Below are 17,493 nucleotides of genomic sequence, written 5' to 3'. Positions count from 1 at the left end.
TATGCTACCAATACTAATCATAACTATTCGCATTAGTCAAAAATTGCACTGATGCCGATATCGGAGAAGTAGTGGACAACGGAACGTTCGCGCTCAAGCAGCAACTTGGGCAACTGTATCTTGAGCATCACCATTGGTTGCATAACCTGCTGCGGCGCATGCTGGGCAACTCATTCGACGCTGCCGATCTCGCTCAAGACGTCTACCTCAGGCTTTTGAAACGCGGCAGTGTTCCCGCTGCAGACGTGTCCCGCTGCTACCTGACTCAGATTGCCAAGGGCCTGGTGATCGATCTCTATCGCCGACGCCAGCTTGAAGCCGGGCATCTCGAAGGCCTCAAGCAGCAGTGCGAACCCCTGGCCCCCTCCGAAGAAGCGCGTGCCTTGATGCTCGAAGCACTGGCGCAGATCGATGCCGCCCTGCACGCCCAGCCCGCCAAGGCCCGCCAGGCACTGCTGCTGTACAAATTGAATGGCATGGGCCATCGCGCTATCGCGACTGAACTGAAGGTGTCGGTGTCGTCCGTCGAGAAGTACATCTCTTCAGGCGTGCGCGCCTGCACCCCATTCGCTTCCGTGCACGGTGCGTGACACCACACGGGATTGAGGATTTTGCCGGGACGTTCGGAATACACAGTACGCACAGCGTAGAACGCCCGGACGCTAAGGACATCAGGCACACCCCCAGGTTGCCTGTCGTGGTAATTCAGGAGATTCAATGAGCGTTGAAGATGCAAGCACGGCCCCCCCCACATCAGCCGGCACCGTGGCTGAGGTATTGCAACCGATTCGCGGTCGCCTGCTGATCGCCGGCATCCTCGCCGCCCTCGGCACGATGCTGGGTATGGTGCCCCTGGCGGGAATCGCCCATGTCGCACAACTGCTGCTGACACCGGAGGCCAGCGGCACCGACGCGCAGATCCGGCAACAGATCTGGCAGGTGGCGGGTATCAGCCTGGGCTGCCTGTTCATCGGCATGAGCCTGGTCTCGCTGGGCGAAATGCTTGCCCACCTGGCAGACAACAGCATCACCCGCCATCTGCGCCTGGCGATCACCCGGCGCCTGGCCAAGGTACCGCTGGGCTGGTTTACCAGCAGAGCCTCGGGCGAGGTCAAGCAGGCCATGCAAGATGACATCAACACCTTGCACAGCCTGACTGCGCACTTCTACACCACCCTTGGCCGGACCCTGGGCGCGGTAATTATCTCGGTGCTGTACATGCTCGTCATGGACTGGCGCATGGCGCTGGTTTCGCTGCTGCCCTTCCCCTTGTTCTTGCTGTTCTTCTTCAGGGCCACCAAGGCCAGCGGCGAAAACATGCAAGCGTTCGGTGCGGGGATGACGCGCATCAACAATGCCGTGGTCGAATTCATCAATGGTATTCCGGTGGTCAAGGCCTTTGGCATCGAGGGCAAGGCGCACGGCAGCTACCGCGAGGCGGTGGACACGTTTGCCGCGGCGTTCACCGATTTCACCCGGCCATTGGTCAGCGCCATCGCCAATGCCCACGCCATGCTCACACCGGTGGCGGTGCTTGGGGTGGTCCTGGCGTTCGGCACCCTGTTCACCAGCCTGGGCTGGATCCACCCCACCGACATACTGCCCTTTGCCCTGGTGGCACCGGGCATGTGCGCCCCGCTGCTGCTGCTCAGCTACGTCATGCATGACTTGCACAACGCCACCGGCGCCGCGCAACGCGTGCACGGCCTGTTGCACACGCCAGTCCTCGAGACCCTGGCGGGCGGCCCGCTGGAGCTGGACGCAAAGGCCGAGATTCGCGTCGAGCACCTGAGCTACAGCTACGACGGCGACACCCCGGTACTCGATGACATCAACTTCAGCCTCAAGCCTGGGACGGTCACCGCCATCGTCGGCGCCTCGGGGGCAGGCAAGTCGACGCTGGCGCGGTTGCTGCTGCGCTTCTTCGACCCGAGCGCCGGCCGCATCAGCATTGGCGCAGCAGACCTGCGCCAGATCGACAGCAGCCGCCTGTATCGCCACATCGGTTTTGTGCTCCAGGACGTCCGACTGATCCATGCCAGCCTGCGCGACAATATCGCCCTGGGCCGCCCGTCTGCCAGCCAGCAGGAAATCGAGCACGCCGCACGCACCGCCAATATCCATGAGCGCATCCTGGCCTTGCCGCGAGGCTACGCCTCGGTCATCGGCGAAGATGCGCAGCTTTCCGGTGGCGAGCTGCAGCGCGTGAGCATTGCCCGTGCGGTGCTGCTCGACCCGCCCGTGCTGGTGCTGGACGAAGCCACCGCGGCGGCCGATGCCGAAAACGAGGTACAGATCCAGCACGCACTGTCGCGCTTCGCCCGGGGCAGGACCGTGCTGGTCATCGCCCACCGCCTGGATACGGTGATGCACGCCGATCAGATCATCGTGCTGGACAACGCACGCATCCGCGAACAAGGCACCCACCAGCAATTGCTCGCGCGCAATGGCCACTATGCCCGCCTGTGGGCGCTGGGTGGCTACCAACAGCCCACGGAAGAGGCGCAGTCGCCATGCTGAAAACCTTTACTCAACTGCTCGGCGACGACACATCGATCCTGTTGCGCTACCTCTGCCTGACCGTGCTGTACGGCCTGCTCTGCGGGCTGAGCATCGTCAGCGTGCTGCCGGTGCTCGGCAGCTTGCTGAACAACGAACTTCACACCAGCAAACAGTGGTTGCTGGTGTTGCTGGTCGGTGTGGTGCTGTGCTGGGCGCTTCGACGCACAGTGGAGAAAGCCGGCATTCGGGTTGGCGTCGCGGTGCTCCAGCGTGGCCGCCACCGGCTTGGCGATCACATCGCGCAACTGCCCGTCGGCTGGTTCAACGCGCACAATACCGCGCGCCTGAGCCATGTGACCTCGCAAGGCATGATGGCCCTGGCGCAATTGCCGGCTCACGTCTTTACCCCCCTGATCAGCGGCGTCATCACCCCGCTTGTGGTCATCGCGGCACTGTTCACGCTGAACCTGCAGATGGGCTTGATCGCCCTGCTGGCCCTGCCGTTCCTGTTCGGCGTATTCGTCCTGACAGCACGCCTGGGCCAAAACGCCGACGAGCGCTACCACGCGCACACGGCGCAAGCCAGCCAGCGCATGGTCGAGTTCGCCCAGGCGCAATCGGTGCTACGCGCATTCAACGGTGAAGACGGCGGCATCCACTTTCTCGAACAGGCCATTGCCCGCCAGCAACAGTCGACCCGGCACCTGATTCATGTTTCCGCCATGTCGGTGGTGGTCAACAGTTGGGCTGTCCAGGCGGTTTTCGCCGTACTGCTGGTCGCCGCCGCGCTGTGGCTCGGCGACCTGTCGGGCAGCGCCCTGCCCCCGGCTTCGCTGGTATCCGTGGTGCTGGCGCTGCTGCTAGTCAGCCGCTTTATCGACCCGCTGTTGGAGGTGGCCAGCTACAGCGAGGTATTACGCAGTGCGCGAAGCCAGCTGGCGGTAGTGCGCGAGCTGCTCGCGGTCGAGCCGTTGCCGCAGGCGCCAGGCAAACGGGCGCCGGGCGATGGCAGCGTGGACTTGCAGGCAGTGAGCTTTCGCTATGCCGAACAGCAACCGGATGTACTGCAAAACATCAATCTGCGGATCTTGCCCGGTAGCATGGTCGCCCTGGTGGGGGCTTCCGGCTCAGGCAAGACCACCCTCGTACGGCTGATTGCCCGGTTCTTCGACGTCACCCAGGGCACCGTGCTGATTGGCGGCGTGGACGTGCGGCAACTGTCCAATGCGCAGCTGTCGGCGCAGATCAGCCAGATCTTCCAGGATGCATACCTGTTCCAGGGCAGCATTGCCGACAACATCCGTATCGGCAAAGCCGACGCCACAGAGGCCGAGGTCATGGAGGCGGCACGGGCCGCCGGAGTCATGGAAATCATCGAGCGCCTGCCAAAAGGCTTGGATACCCCCGTTGGCGAGGGTGGCGCACGCCTGTCGGGAGGCGAACGCCAGCGCATCTCCATCGCCCGGGCGCTGATCAAGGATGCGCCGATCCTCCTGGTCGACGAAGCCACTGCCGCACTCGACGCCGAAAACCAGGCAGCGATCACCGAGACCCTGGCGCGCTTGCACGGTAAGCGCACGGTGATCGTGATCGCCCATCAGCTGTCGACGGTGGCGATGGCCGACCAGGTCGTGGTACTGGACAACGGCAGCATCTGCCAGCAAGGCTCACCCGCCCAGTTGAGCGAAACGCCTGGCCTGTACGCCCACTTCCTCGCTCAACGCCGCGCCGCGAAAGGCTGGCGGATTGCAGCCGAGCCCGTGATTGAGGCCAGTATTTGAACCGTGCAGCCTTGTTGGGCCTGTTCGCCGTGCTCTGTTGCCTGTCGCTGGTGGTAGGGGTCAAGCAAGTATCCTGGCTTTCCTTGTTCAGTTTCTCCGGCGACGCCTGGTTGACCCTCACCGCCAGCCGCCTGCCGCGCTTGGCCGCGCTGGTGCTCACGGGCGTCGGCTTGGCGGTGTGTGGGGTGATCCTGCAGCAGATCGTGCGCAATCGCTTTGTCGAGCCGGCCACTTCCGGAGGGCTGGATGCCGCGAAACTGGGCATCCTGATCGCCCTCACCACGCTGCCGTCGGTGGGCACCACTGGCAAGATGCTGTTCGCGCTGGCCTTCTGTTTCGTCGCCAGCCTGCTGTATGTGACGATCATCCGCCGCATCCGCTTCAAGAACACCGTGCTGGTGCCTGTGGTGGGGCTGATGTATGGCAGCGTGCTCAGCGCCGTTGCCGAGTTCTACGCCTACCGCCACAACTTTCTGCAAAGCATGCAAGGTTGGCTATTGGGCGACTTCTCCAAGATCGTTCAGGGCAACTACGAGATCATCTACCTGATCCTGCCGATCGTCCTGCTTACCTACCTCTTTGCCCAGCGTTTCACCGTGCTCGGCATGGGTGAAGGCATGGCCAGCAGCCTGGGCTTGAACTACACGGCCAACGCAACCTTGGGCCTGATGCTGGTGGCCGTCACCGTGTCGGCCACGGTGATTACCGTGGGGGCAATTCCGTTTGTTGGCCTGGTCATCCCTAACCTGGTGGCATTGCACTATGGCGAGAACCTAGCGCGCACCCTACCCATCGTGGCCTTGTGCGGCGCTTCGCTACTGCTCGCCTGCGACATCCTCGGGCGCCTGCTGATCTACCCCTTCGAGGTCCCCATCGGCCTGACCGCGGGCAGTGTGGGCGGCGTTCTTTTCCTCATCCTTTTGATCAGGCAATACCGATGAGCAGCGCTTTCATCCGTTACGGCGTCTGGCTGCTGGTCCTGCTCCTGGCGTCAGGATTCCTGCTGCTGGGCTCGGGCCTGGACTTCGACTACATCATCCCCAAGCGTCTCACCCGGCTCGCAGCGATGGCCATCGCCGGCCTGTGCATCGCCTATTCCTCGGTGATTTTCCAGACCATCGCTGGTAACCGCATCCTGACGCCGGCCATCATGGGGTATGAGGCCATCTACCTGCTGTTCCAGGCGTTGTTGATCCTGCTGCTGGGCTCGCAAAGCCTGGTGCTGCTGGGGCGCGATGCCAATGTCGCGATGTCGATAGCCTTGATGCTCGGCTATTCCTGGCTGATTCACCATTGGCTGCTGCGCGACGGGCGCAACAATGTCTACCTGTTGCTCTTGCTCGGGTTGGTGTTGAGCATGGTGATGTCCACCTTCACGCAATTCATCCAGCTGAAAATCAGCCCTGGCGAATTCTCGATCCTGCAGGGCTTCAACTACACCTCGTTCAACAAGGCACAACCTGCCCAGGTGTTGTATTCAGGCCTGCTGGCGATCGCCGTGTGCCTGGCCATCCAGCGCTTGCTGCCGACCCTCGATGTGCTGGCGCTGGGACGTGACCAGGCGCTTTCCCTCGGGATCGACTACCTGGCCAGCGTGCGCCTGCTTCTGGCGCTGATTGCCATCCTGGTAGCCCTGTCCACCAGCCTGGTCGGGCCGACCGCGTTCATGGGCGTTTTTGTCGCCAACATCAGCTATGGCCTCGCCCGCACCACCCGCCACCGGGTGACACTGCCGATCGCCAGCGCGATTGCGATCGGCCTCTTCATCATTGCCCAGTACCTGGTCGAGCAACTGTTCAACTACAACACCTCCGTCAGCATCCTCATCAACCTGGTCTGCGGCGTGTATTTCCTCACGCTGATGGCTCGCACACGGGGCACCGCATGATCTCCCTCAGCCACGTTTACAAGGCTTACGGCAACAAACCGGTGCTGACCGATGTCAGCGTCCGCTTTCCGTCCGGGCAGATAACCTCGCTGATCGGCCCCAACGGCGCCGGCAAGACGACCCTGCTGATGCTCATAGCCCGCCTGCAGGCTGCATCGGGTGGCGAGCTGAGTATCGACGGGCGCGACATCGGCACGATCCCGGTGCGCGACTACGCCAAACGCGTGGCCACGCTGCGCCAGGCCCCCGAGTTCAATCTGCGCCTCACCGTAGATGAGCTGGTGGCATTCGGTCGCTTCCCCTACAGCCGGGGCAACATGACCAGCGCGGACCACAAGGCCGTTGATGACGCCATCTGCTTTCTGTCGCTGCAGAAGCTGCGCCACGCCTATATCGATGAACTCAGTGGCGGGCAGCGGCAAATGGCGTTTCTGGCCATGACGATCGCCCAGCAGACCGACTACCTGCTCCTGGACGAACCACTGAACAATCTCGACATGAAACATGCCGTGATGATCATGCGTGCCTTGCGTCGCCTGTGCGATGAACAAGGCCGTACCGTGATCCTGGTGGTCCACGACATCAACTTCGCCGCCAACTACTCGGATCACATCGTCGCGATGAAACGCGGCACCGTGCACCGCAGTGGCCCCGTTGCAGAGGTGGTCAACGAAGACTGCCTGCGCGAACTGTTCGACCTCGACTTCGAGATCCTGCGCGGCGGGCCGGGGTTCGTCTGCAACTACTTCAACCCATCGACCTCAAGGGAACTGATATGAACGCTGGTTACCGCAACAAGCTCGCTCACGCGTTGCTGGCCATGGCCGTGACCGCTGCCCTGCAAGGCTGTGACAAACCCCAGCCCGAAGCCAACGCGACGCCACCTGAAGCAGCGTCCGCGACCGCCTACCAACCGATTACGCTGAAGCACCCGTTGGGCATCACCGAAATCAACAGACTGCCGCAGCGTGTGGTGGCGTTCGACATGAGCGAACTCGACAGCCTCGACCAGCTCGGCGCGCCAGTGGTGGGAATGGCCAAGGATTACGTGGCCGATTTCCTCACAAAATACCGCGACGACCCCGCTGTCGCCGATGTCGGCACGACCATCCAGCCCAACCTCGAACGGCTGCACGCACTGAAACCCGACCTGATCCTCATTTCGCCCTTGCAGGCGCAGAGCTATGGGGAGCTGAGCCAGATCGCGCCAACCGTCTATGACGATGTGGACCTGAGCAACAAGAACGGCAACTACATCGAGACCGCCAAGAATCACCTGACGCAGCTTGGGCGCATCTTCGGCAAGGAAGAGCTGGCCAGCCAGAAAGTCGCCGAAATGCAAAGCAAGGTCGAGCAGACGCGCAAGGTCACTGAAGGTCGTCCGGAGAAGGCCTTGATCGTGCTGCACAACAACGGCGCGTTCACCTCCTATGGCGTCCAGTCGCGCTATGGCTTCATCTTCGACACCCTCGGCGTGAAGCCAGCCAGCAGCGACACCGCCGCCGGGTTGCACGGCCAGCCGATCTCCAACGAGTTCATCCAGCAGGCCGACCCGGACATTCTCTACGTCATCGACCGCACTGCCGTCATGGAACGACGCCCGGCGCTCACGCTCGACAGCCTGGACAACCCGTTGCTGCGCAAGACCAAAGCCTGGAACAACGGCCGGGTGATCTTCGTCGATGCACAAACCTGGTACCTGTGCACTGCCAGTGTCACCTGCCTGAACCGCATGGCTGATGAGGTGATGCAAGCCTACAAGGGCTGAGTTTGCCTTGCTCCACGGTTACCCCTGGGCCAGTGCCATCAAAGCACTGGCCTTTTTTCGTAAATGCTAATGATTTTTATTGAGGTTTTTTCTTTCTGAGCCGGAGACCTTTATGAACACTCTTCACTTTTCTGTGCATTGAAAGGAATCCAACATGTCGCCACGCTGTAAAACACAGCACGTCAGCCCCCTGCCTACACACGCTGCGTCGCCATTTGAGTTCAATCGCACCTTTATCGCTGTACACATGGCCCTGGTGCTCAGCTTGGGCAGTGCAAGCATGACGGTGGCCGCTGCTCAATCCAGCGAACAGGCCGACGCGCCTGAACCGGCTGAAAAGGTGCAGCAGCAGGCTTCGGCCAGCGGCAAGCTGGAGCTGTCCGAAACCATGATCGAAGGCAAAACGGTTGCCCCCGGCGCATTGCCTCCCGTCTATGCCGGCGGCCAGGTTGCCTCGGGCGGCCGCGTCGGCTTGCTGGGCAACAAGGACTTCATGGAGACCCCGTTCAGCACCATCAGCTACACCGAAAAGTACATCGAGGACGTCCAGGCCCAGAACATCACCGATGTGATCGCCGCCACCGACCCCGCGGTGTTCAGCAACGGATTGACCGGGACCCACAGCGAGAACTACTCCATCCGCGGTTTCGCTTCCAATATCAGCGACGTGAGCTTCGGCGGGCTGTATGGCATGGCGCCCTACTATCGGATCTCCCCCGAAATGTACGAGCGCATCGAAGTGCTCAAGGGCCCCTCCGCCCTGCTCAATGGCATGCCGCCGGGAGGTTCGGTCGCCGGCACCATCAACCTGGTACCCAAGCGCGCAGGCGCCGAGCCGCTGACGCGGTTGACCACGACCTACATGTCGGATGCACAGTTTGGCGGGCACCTGGATGTCGGCCGTCGCTTCGGCGAGGAGCAACAGTTCGGCGTGCGCTTCAACAGCGTCTACCGCGACGGCGATACCGCGACCGAGCACCAGCAAATGAAAGTCCAGCTCAACTCCCTGGGCCTGGATTGGAATGGTGAGCGGACGCGCCTGTCGGTCGACCTCTATCAGAGTGAAGATCGCGTCAAAGGCCAGAACCGGGGTGTTGGCCTTGCCGCGGGCGTACCGGTCCCCAAGCCGCCTAAATCCGACACCCTGCTCAACCCGGACTGGGGCTACGTCGAGACCAAGGACAAGGGCGTGATCGTACGCGGCGAATACGATCTCAACGACAACATCACGGCCTATGCGGCAGCGGGCACCAGCAAGACCGACTACACCTACAACGGCGCCATCTCTTCCCAGGTGATCAATACCGCCGGTGACCTCACCACCACCATGGGCCAGCTGAAGATCGACCTGAAGAAGACTTCGGGCGAGGCCGGGCTTAGAGGGAAAATGGACACCTTCGGCATCGGTCACCAGTGGTCGATCAACGCCACGCACTACTCCGACGAGGAAAAAGACTATGGCCGTCGCTCGGTGCCGGGCGCGAACTGGATTACCAACATCTATAACCCGGTTTGGGGGCCGGAGGCGCCGGAGAGCTGGCCTGCCGTGCTGCACACCGAGTCGCGCCTGACCAGCTACGGTTTTGCAGATACCTTGTCGTTCCTCGATGAGCGGCTGCAGATCACCCTCGGTGTTCGTCGCCAGCAGGTATTGACCGATACGTTCAGCGTCACTACCGGCGCGCACACCTCGCGTTATGACGAGGGCGCCACGACACCCGCCGCGGCGGTGCTGCTCAAGGTGACCGATGAAGTGTCGCTCTATGCCAACTACATCGAAGGCCTGAGTAAAGGTGCCACGGCGCCGCTGACCGCGGCGAACGCCGGCGAAGTGTTCGCGCCTTACAAGTCCAAGCAGAAGGAGGTCGGGGTAAAACTTGACCTGGGTGATTTCGCCCACACCCTCAGCCTGTACCAGATCGAGCGTCCCAACAGCTATACCGACCCCGCCACCAACGTCTTTTCCTTTGGCGGCGAGCAACGTAACCGTGGGGTCGAGTGGAGCTTCTTCGGCACCCCGGTGACCGATGTACGCCTCATGGGCGGTGTTGCCCGTGTCGACCCCAAGGTCACCAAGACTGCCGGCGGCGTCAACGAAGGCAAGCTCGCCACCGGCCAGCCGAAGCTGCAAGGCAAGCTGGGAGTCGAGTGGGACACCCCGATCCTGGATGGTTTGACCCTTACCGCCAACGCGACTTCCGTGTCGAAGCAGTACATCAATGCCGACAACTCCAAATCCATTCCGGGCTACACCATCTATGACGTCGGCGCCCGTTACGCGATGCGGGTCGCCAGCCATCCGGTGACATTGCGCGGCACGGTGAACAACGTGACGAACAAGGATTACTGGGGCATTCCGCTAACGACCACGCTTGGGCTTGGCGCCCCCCGCACCGTGCAGCTTTCTGCATCCGTGGACTTCTAGGTGACAGGGGAACAGCACGGTTTGCCGTGCTGTTCCGCGTCAGCCGGAGCATCTAGTGGCGACGGCTCAGGTCTGCGCGCTAAGCGACCGTGAATTAATCCACCCGATGCCCACAGGCCGGCTCAAGGTTGTGAATTGGCCAGCAGTTGTGGAGCCCCGCTGCCCTGCTGCCGGACGTCTTGGGTACAGGCAACGAAATCCTCCTTACGCAGAACGACCAGGGCCAGCAACGACACGCCCCCGGTGGCCACGTAGAAGTACCAGGGCGCGGTGATGTCGCCAGTGAGCTTGATAAGCCAGGTGGAAATCAACGGCGCGCTGCCGCCGAACACGGCCACCGGAATGTTGTAGGCCACGGCGATGCCGGTAGAGCGGATGCGGGTTGGCAGCAACTCGCTCATCAGGGCGTAGGTCGAGGACGCATAGAGCCCGAACAGGATCGCCACCGCCATCAGCGGCCAGAACAAGGTGGCCGGGGTGGCGTTGGGCGCTGTTTTGAAGAACCAATACATGGCCAGGGTCGCCAGGGCACCAATCACGATCAGGAACGGCTTGCGCCCGTAGCGATCGGTGAAGGCGCCGCCGAAGGGCATGACCACCGCCGCCGAGAGGCTGGCGACGAACACATAGAGCAAGGTAGTGCCGCTGTCGAACTTGAGCGTGTTGGACATGTAGGTCGAAGCGAAGGTCAGTACCAGGTAAAAGATCGAGCTGTGCAGGGTGATGATGAAGAACACCAGGGCGATCGAGCGTTTCCACTGCCAAACCTCGCGCAGCGGCGCCTTGGACGTCTGCCCGGCCTGCACCAGGGCCAGGAACTCCGGGCTGTCCTCCAGCTTCAGGCGGATGTACAGCGAGATGAAGCCCAGGGGACCGGCGATCAGGAACGGGATCCGCCAGCCCCACTCCTGCATCAGTTCGGCGCCCAGGAGCCAGGTCATGCCGTTGGCCACGGCACCGCCCAGGAGCAGGCCGAGCACGGCGGTGACCATCAGCCAGCAGGTAGCGAATCCCCGGCGCCCTGGGCTGGCGTATTCGGAAATGAAGCTGGTAATGGTGCCGATCTCGCCACCGGCAGAGAAACCCTGCACACAACGGATCAGCACCAGGATCACCGGCGCGGCGATGCCGATGCTGGCGTAGGTCGGTAACAGGCCTAGCAGGCAGGTGGAGCCTGCCATCATCACCAGCACCGTGATCAGGGTCCTGCGGCGGCCGATCTTGTCTGCCAGGGGGCCGAAGAACAGGCCGCCCAGGGGACGGATGAAGAAACTCAGGGCAAAGGCCGCAAAACTCGCCAGAAGGCTGCTGGTGGGATCGTCGGAAACGAAGAAGGCCTTGCCGATATACAAGGCCAGGAAACCGTAGACGCCATAGTCGTACCACTCGATCAAGTGGCCGGAAGTGGCGCCGATAAAAGCCCGGCGCCGCTGGCGCTGGGGGTTGGAAGCTGGCACGCCCATTGTGGGGACTCCTGTCATAGTGCTATCCGTGAAATGCAGCGTCAGTCGATCAAGGGCCCGGTGGGGTCCTGCAACCACTGGCGCAAGCGGGTCTTGAGAATCTTGCCATAGCTGTTCTTGGGCAGCTCGGTGCAAAACAAGTACTTCTTCGGCTTCTTGAACGAGGCCATGCGCGCCAGGAACCACTGGTTGAGCACCTGCGCATCGAGGTTGCCGGGCGAACGCAGGACCACGAAAGCCACCACCGATTCGCCCCAATGCGGGTCGGCCTCGCCCACCACGCACACTTCGAATACCTCGGGGTGCTGGATCAGCACTTCCTCGACTTCCCGCGGGTAGATGTTGCTGCCGCCGGAGATAATCACATCCTTGCAGCGATCGGTCAGGGTCAGGTAGCCCTGCTCGTTGAGGAAACCGATGTCGCCGGTAAGTAGCCAGCCGTCCACCAGGGCCTCCCGGGTGGCTTGCGGGTTGTCCCAGTAACCTTGCATCACCGCCGCCCCGCGCACGGCGATTATCCCCATCTCTGCGCTGCCCAGGGGTTGGCCCGCAGCATCCACCACGCGCACCTCAACGCAGGCGTGGGCACGCCCTACCGAAGCGGCAAGGGCCGGCCAGTCAGCATGCCCACGGTCGGCAATGGTCTGCCTGGACAGGGCGCTGATGGTCATGGGGCATTCGCCCTGGCCGTAGATCTGCACCAGGCGCGGGCCGAAGGTGTCCAGGGCCTGGGCGAGATCCGCCAGGTACATCGGGCCTCCGCCGTAGACGATGGTCTTGATCCCTTCGCCGCAATAGCCTTGCTCCCGGGCCTGCTGCACCATGCGCTTGACCATGGTCGGTGCGGCAAACAGGCTGGCCTGGCCCAGCTCCTGCGCCAGCTCGAACAACTCCGGTGCGTCGAAACCCCGGGACATCGGCACCACGTGCCGGGCGCCACAGCGCACATGGATGAAGTTGTAGAGACCGGCGCCGTGAGACATTGGCGCGGCATAAAGCACTGCGTCATCAGCGGCCACCGGGTCCACGTCCAGGGGATAACACAAGGACATGGCGACCAGGTTGCCATGGGACAACATCACCCCCTTGGGGCGCCCGGTGGTACCGGAGGTGTAGAACAGCCAGGCCAGGTCGGTGTCCTTCCGCAGGTGCGGCTCTACCAGCTCATCGTCCGGCACCACCCCTTGCCTGGCCAGCCCGGGGGCGGCCAACTCACGGCAGCCGGCAGGCAGGCCCGCGGTGGCGAAGCTTTGGCCCTCATCGGTGTAGATGAGCCGAGCCCCGGCATTGCCGGCAATCCAGGCGGCTTCCAGCGCATGCAGCTTGCTGTTGATCGGAACCGCGACCGCCCCGCTCCACCAGATGGCATACAACAGTTCCAGGTAACCACAGCTGTTCTTCATCAGCAGTGCCACTCGGTCGCCAGGGACAATGCCGTACTCGTGTCGCAGTTGCAGGGCGCGTGCCCGGGCCTGCGCGGCAAACGCCTGGTAGTCGGCGACCTGGCGGCGCCCCTCGAACAGAGCCCCCCGCCGGGGCCAGCGCTGGGCCGCATCGCGCAGCCAATGGGCGATGTTCATCCTCAGGCTCTGACCGCTTGCAGAACGCTGGCGTAATTGGCCACCGCCATGCCGCCCATGTTGAACAGCAAACCGAACTCGGCGCCGGGCACACCCAGGCCGATGGGTTTGCCGGTCAGCTGGGCAAAGCCCAGGGCATGCATCGATACCCCGGTAGCTCCCACCGGGTGCCCCTTGGCCTTGAGGCCGCCGGACAGGTTCACTGGCAGGCGTCCGCCGTGGCGCACGATGCCCTCATCGAGGGCCCGGTGCCCCTCGCCCCTTGGTGCCAGGCCCATGGCTTCGTAGATCAGCAATTCAGCGATGGTGAAGCAGTCGTGTACCTCGGCGAAACTCAGGTCGCCGAGAGTCACTCCGGCCTGGTGCAGGGCGCCGTGGATGGCCCGGCGCGGCCCCTCGAAGGCCAGCATGTCGCGGCGCGACAAGGGCAGGAAGTCGTTCACCTGGGTCATGGCACGAATCGCCACCTGGCGTCGCATCGAACGGGCGCGCTGGGGCGAGGCGAGGATAATCGCCGCCGCACCGTCACTGATCAGCGAACAGTCGGTCAGGCGCAGTGGCTGGGCGATCAGCGGGTTGGCCTGGGAAACGTTGTTGCAGTGTTCAAAATCCATCACCCGGTGCATCTGCGCCAAGGGGTTGGCCATGGCATTGGCATGGTTTTTCACCGCGATCATGGCCATCGAGGCCAATGGGCTGTGGTAGCGGTCGGCGTACTGCTGCGCCACCCGGCCAAAAAGCTGGGCGAAACTCATGCCGGCGTCCTGGAGGGCGTTCTGGTAGCCGGCGCCCGCCAGGGCCCGGGTGACTTCGACAGTGCTGTTGCCGGTCATTTTTTCCGCGCCGACCACCAGCACCAGTTCTGCAGCGCCGCTGTGTATCGCGTGAATCCCGGCCTGGATCGCCGCCGAGCCGGAGGCACAGGCGTTCTCGCAGCGGGTGGCGGGCTTGAAGCGCAGTTGCGGGTCGGCCTGGAGCATCAGCGAGGCAGGGAAACCATCGGCCACCAGGCCGGAGTTGAAGTGGCCGAGAAACAGCGCATCGATTTGTGCGGCGTCGATCTCGGCATCTGCCAGGGCCTCGCGGACCACCTGGACGATCAGGTCCTCGAGGTTCAGGCCGTCCAGGCGGCCAAAAGGGCTATGGGCGGCAGCGACGATAGATACGGAATCGTGGGTCATGTGATTTTTTTCTTCCTTGAAGCGGGTATTCCATACAATGATTCAGCACCCGAATTTCACGCTAGTTGGGGCAACTACGTACGGCAGTAAGTAGTGACCGCCCCCGCCGCCCCCCCAAAAAGTGCGCGCCAATAAACCCGAGGCAGGATGCCTGATGACCCTACACGCCCAGCCACTCCAGGACCTCGAGCGCCTGGCCTTTCAGGTTTCCCCCGCACCGCAGATGATCACCGGGCATCGCCGGATGCTCGACTGCAACCAAGCCTTCGTACGCCTGTTCGGCTACGAGCGCGAACACATGCAAGGCCAGCTGACCCTGCTGTTGTACCCCTCCCACGCCGACTACCAGAGCATCGGCGAACGTAGCGAGCATTGGCTGCGCAACGGGCCCGGGACCTTCTACTCGGACGAACGCTTCATGCAGCATCGTAACGGCGAGGTGTTCTGGGCCCGTGCCCACGGGTTTTCCCTGACTGCCGAGGACCCGTTCAAGCTGATGGTCTGGCATTTCGAGCGTTTGGATCGCCAGCCGGCGCCGACGATCCAGTTGACCCCGCGCGAACGGGAGATCTCGCTGCATATCGTCAATGGCCTGACCTGCAAGGAAGTGGCACGCAAGCTGGGCATTTCCCACCGCACCGTGGAAGTCCACCGCGCCCGGCTGATGAAAAAGCTCCAGGCCAAGAACAGCGCGGAATTGGTGTCGAAGATCATTTTCATCAGTTGAACGCCTCGCAAGCAGCCTGCCCGAGTGCCCACTTCGGCGCTCACCGCCAAGCCAACAAAAATATCCCCAGTGCCGAGCAAAATCCGCTGCAGCGCTGGCCTGCGGAGCGGGTATCGTGGTGCAAAACAATCAGCCAGAGGTGCACTGTGGCGTCCTATTCCTTGCGTCAATTGAAGTATTTCGTCACCACCGTCGAATGTGGCAGCGTCGCCGAGGCGTCGCGCAAGCTGTATATCGCCCAGCCGTCGATTTCCACGGCGGTCAAGGGCCTGGAGGACAGCTTCGGCGTGCAGTTGCTGATCCGTCATCACGCCCAGGGCGTGTCCCTGACCCCCAGCGGCGCGCGGTTCTACCGCAAGGCCCAGGAACTGCTGCGCATGGCCCATGAGTTCGAGCAGAACGCCCTGGCCGACAACGATGTGGTGTGCGGGCATATCGACATCGGCTGCTTCGAGACCGTCGCCCCGCTCTACCTGCCGCGGCTGATCGCCGGTTTTCGCCAGCGCTTCCCGGGGGTGGAGATCCGCCTGCAGGACGGCGAGCAGCAGGAGCTGGTGCAGGGATTGACCGGCGGGCGCTTCGACCTGGCGATCTTCTACCAGCACGACCTGGACAGCACCATCGAGACCGAGGCGCTGATGGCGCCGCAACGGCCGTATGCCCTGCTGCCGGCCGGGCACCGTTTTGCCGGGCAGGCCCAGGTGTCGCTGCGCGACCTGGTCCTGGAGCCGATGATCCTGCTCGATGTGCAACCCAGCCGTACCTATTTCGTGAGCATCTTCGAGGAGCTGCAACTGTCGCCGAACATCGTCTTCGGCTCGCCGTCGATCGAGATGGTGCGCGGCATGGTCGGCCAGGGGTTCGGCTTCGCCCTGTTGGTGACCAGGCCCCATGGCAACAGCACCTATGACGGCCAGGAAGTGGTTTGCGTGGAAATTGCCGAGGATGTCACCGGCTCGGCGCTGGTGGCCGGCTGGCTGAAACGCGCGCAACTGACCAAGCCTGCGCAGTTGTTCGTCGATTACTGCAAGGAGCAGTTCAAGGCCTGGCTGGCCTGAAGGGAGTCAGGTGTGCAGGAGCGGGTTTGCCCGCTCCTGCGGTTTCGCGATAGCGCCGGTTCAGCGCGCCGCCCAGGCGTTGAAGCGCTGCTCCAGTTCCTCGCCGTGGTCCACCCAAAACTCCGCGTCCACGGCCCGTGCCCCTGCCAGGTTGGCTGCAGCGGTGGGCAGTTGCTTCTGCACCGCCGCCGGCAGCAGCGCCAGCGCGTCACGGTGCACCGGCCCGTAGGGGATCTCCTCGGAGAACACCTTCTGGGTCTGCGGCTGGCTGGCGAACGCGATGAAATCCTCGGCCAGCGCCTTGTTCGGCGTGCCCTTGACCACCGCCCAGTATTCCGGGTCGTACAGGCTTTGCGGCCAGACGATGCTGAGCTTCATGCCTTCCTTCTGCGCCGAGGCGATCCGGCCGTTGTAGGCCGCGCTCATCACCACGTCGCCGGCGATCAGCCATTGCGGCGGCTGCGCGCCCGCCTCCCACCACTGGATGCTGCCCTTGATCTGGTCGAGCTTGGCGAACGCCCGGGTCACGCCCTCCGGAGTCCCGAGCACCTGGTACAGCTGGTCCGGCTTGACCCCGTCGGCAAGCAAGGCGATTTCCAGGGTGTACTTGGCGCCCTTGCGCAAACCGCGCTTGCCGGGGAAGTCGGCGACGTTCCAGAAGTCCGCCCAGGAAGTCGGCGCCTTGGCCAGCTTGTCCTGGTCGTAGGCCATGACCATCGACCACACATAAGTGGCCACCCCGCACTCGCTGAGGGTGCCCGGCACGAACTGTGCCGGGTCGCCAAAACGCGCCGGGTCGAGGCGTTCGAACAGGCCTTCGTCACAGCCGCGCAACAGCTCCGGGCTTTCGACTTCGACCACGTCCCAACTGGTATGGCCGACATCGACCATGGCCTTGATTTTCGACAGTTCACCGTTGTATTCGCCGGCGACCACGCGTCCTGCGCCGCTGGCGGTGAAGGGTTGGAAGTAAGCCTTGTCCTGGGCCTGCTTGGTGGCACCGCCAAAGGAAATGACGGTGAGGTTCTGCGGCGCAGCCGATACGGCGCTGCACAGCAAAGCCAGGGTGAAGGGAACACAGCAACGCAAGGATCTGGACATGAAGCGGTTCCTCTAATAG

General features: G+C 63.0%; 14 protein-coding genes. 10 read left to right on the top strand and 4 right to left on the bottom strand.

Annotated features, from left to right (window positions below; genetic code table 11):
* Positions 1–71: 71 nt before the first annotated feature.
* The 8 genes from BLV20_RS01795 to BLV20_RS01760 all read left to right on the top strand — a co-directional run bounded on the left by BLV20_RS01795 (position 72) and on the right by BLV20_RS01760 (position 10,364).
* Positions 72–590 carry a sigma-70 family RNA polymerase sigma factor gene (locus BLV20_RS01795; protein WP_092296125.1) on the top strand — a complete coding sequence of 173 codons (519 nt, stop codon included), beginning with the start codon at positions 72–74 and terminating at the stop codon, positions 588–590.
* A gap of 127 nt (positions 591–717) precedes the next feature.
* The gene (locus tag BLV20_RS01790) at positions 718–2,520 is read left to right on the top strand and encodes an ABC transporter ATP-binding protein (protein ID WP_092296122.1); all 1,803 of its coding nucleotides are present in this window, start codon (positions 718–720) and stop codon (positions 2,518–2,520) included.
* Positions 2,514–4,283, top strand: a complete 1,770-nt coding sequence (locus tag BLV20_RS01785) for an ABC transporter ATP-binding protein (RefSeq protein ID WP_092296119.1) — start codon at positions 2,514–2,516, stop codon at positions 4,281–4,283. The genes BLV20_RS01790 and BLV20_RS01785 overlap by 7 nt, the downstream gene beginning before the upstream one ends.
* Positions 4,280–5,224, top strand: a complete 945-nt coding sequence (locus BLV20_RS01780) for an ABC transporter permease (RefSeq protein WP_092296116.1) — start codon at positions 4,280–4,282, stop codon at positions 5,222–5,224. The genes BLV20_RS01785 and BLV20_RS01780 overlap by 4 nt, the downstream gene beginning before the upstream one ends.
* A complete protein-coding gene (locus BLV20_RS01775) occupies positions 5,221–6,171 on the top strand; it encodes an iron chelate uptake ABC transporter family permease subunit (RefSeq protein WP_092296113.1) in 951 nt (316 codons plus the stop codon). The genes BLV20_RS01780 and BLV20_RS01775 overlap by 4 nt, the downstream gene beginning before the upstream one ends.
* A complete protein-coding gene (locus tag BLV20_RS01770; RefSeq protein WP_074877678.1) occupies positions 6,168–6,950 on the top strand; it encodes an iron ABC transporter ATP-binding protein in 783 nt (260 codons plus the stop codon). Before BLV20_RS01775 ends, BLV20_RS01770 begins: the two co-directional genes overlap by 4 nt.
* Positions 6,947–7,939, top strand: coding sequence for a siderophore ABC transporter substrate-binding protein (locus BLV20_RS01765; protein ID WP_175540120.1), 993 nt, complete (start codon positions 6,947–6,949; stop codon positions 7,937–7,939). Before BLV20_RS01770 ends, BLV20_RS01765 begins: the two co-directional genes overlap by 4 nt.
* Positions 7,940–8,093: 154 nt before the next feature.
* Positions 8,094–10,364, top strand: a complete 2,271-nt coding sequence (locus tag BLV20_RS01760) for a TonB-dependent receptor (protein ID WP_092296110.1) — start codon at positions 8,094–8,096, stop codon at positions 10,362–10,364.
* Positions 10,365–10,486: 122 nt separating this feature from the next.
* Here the strand turns inward: BLV20_RS01760 and BLV20_RS01755 are convergent, their stop codons facing one another.
* The 3 genes from BLV20_RS01755 to BLV20_RS01745 are packed head-to-tail and all read right to left on the bottom strand — an operon-like array spanning position 10,487 to position 14,588.
* Positions 10,487–11,827 (bottom strand): MFS transporter, encoded by a 1,341-nt coding sequence (locus BLV20_RS01755; RefSeq protein WP_092296107.1) that lies wholly within the window; start codon positions 11,825–11,827, stop codon positions 10,487–10,489.
* A 41-nt stretch (positions 11,828–11,868) separates the two neighbouring features.
* Positions 11,869–13,407: a class I adenylate-forming enzyme family protein gene (locus tag BLV20_RS01750; RefSeq protein WP_092296104.1), complete on the bottom strand. Its 1,539-nt coding sequence runs from the start codon at positions 13,405–13,407 to the stop codon at positions 11,869–11,871.
* 2 nt (positions 13,408–13,409) lie between these two features.
* The gene (locus tag BLV20_RS01745) at positions 13,410–14,588 is read right to left on the bottom strand and encodes an acetyl-CoA acetyltransferase (protein ID WP_092296101.1); all 1,179 of its coding nucleotides are present in this window, start codon (positions 14,586–14,588) and stop codon (positions 13,410–13,412) included.
* Between the two features lie 154 nt (positions 14,589–14,742).
* Here BLV20_RS01745 and BLV20_RS01740 point away from each other — a divergent pair, with 154 nt between their 5' ends.
* Both BLV20_RS01740 and BLV20_RS01735 read left to right on the top strand, forming a co-directional pair.
* Entirely contained in the window at positions 14,743–15,315 is a 573-nt protein-coding gene (locus BLV20_RS01740; protein WP_092296098.1) for a LuxR C-terminal-related transcriptional regulator, read from the top strand.
* Positions 15,316–15,461: 146 nt separating this feature from the next.
* Positions 15,462–16,373 (top strand): LysR substrate-binding domain-containing protein, encoded by a 912-nt coding sequence (locus BLV20_RS01735; RefSeq protein WP_092296095.1) that lies wholly within the window; start codon positions 15,462–15,464, stop codon positions 16,371–16,373.
* Positions 16,374–16,433: 60 nt separating this feature from the next.
* Here BLV20_RS01735 and BLV20_RS01730 read toward each other — a convergent pair whose 3' ends face one another.
* The gene (locus BLV20_RS01730; RefSeq protein ID WP_092296091.1) at positions 16,434–17,474 is read right to left on the bottom strand and encodes an ABC transporter substrate-binding protein; all 1,041 of its coding nucleotides are present in this window, start codon (positions 17,472–17,474) and stop codon (positions 16,434–16,436) included.
* Positions 17,475–17,493: the final 19 nt, after the last annotated feature.

It is taken from the genome of Pseudomonas sp. NFIX28, from assembly GCF_900107395.1.
Taxonomy (GTDB): Bacteria; Pseudomonadota; Gammaproteobacteria; order Pseudomonadales; family Pseudomonadaceae; genus Aquipseudomonas.
The sequence above is the reverse complement of the archived record's forward strand: the minus strand, read 5'-3'. Positions and strand labels throughout refer to the sequence as shown.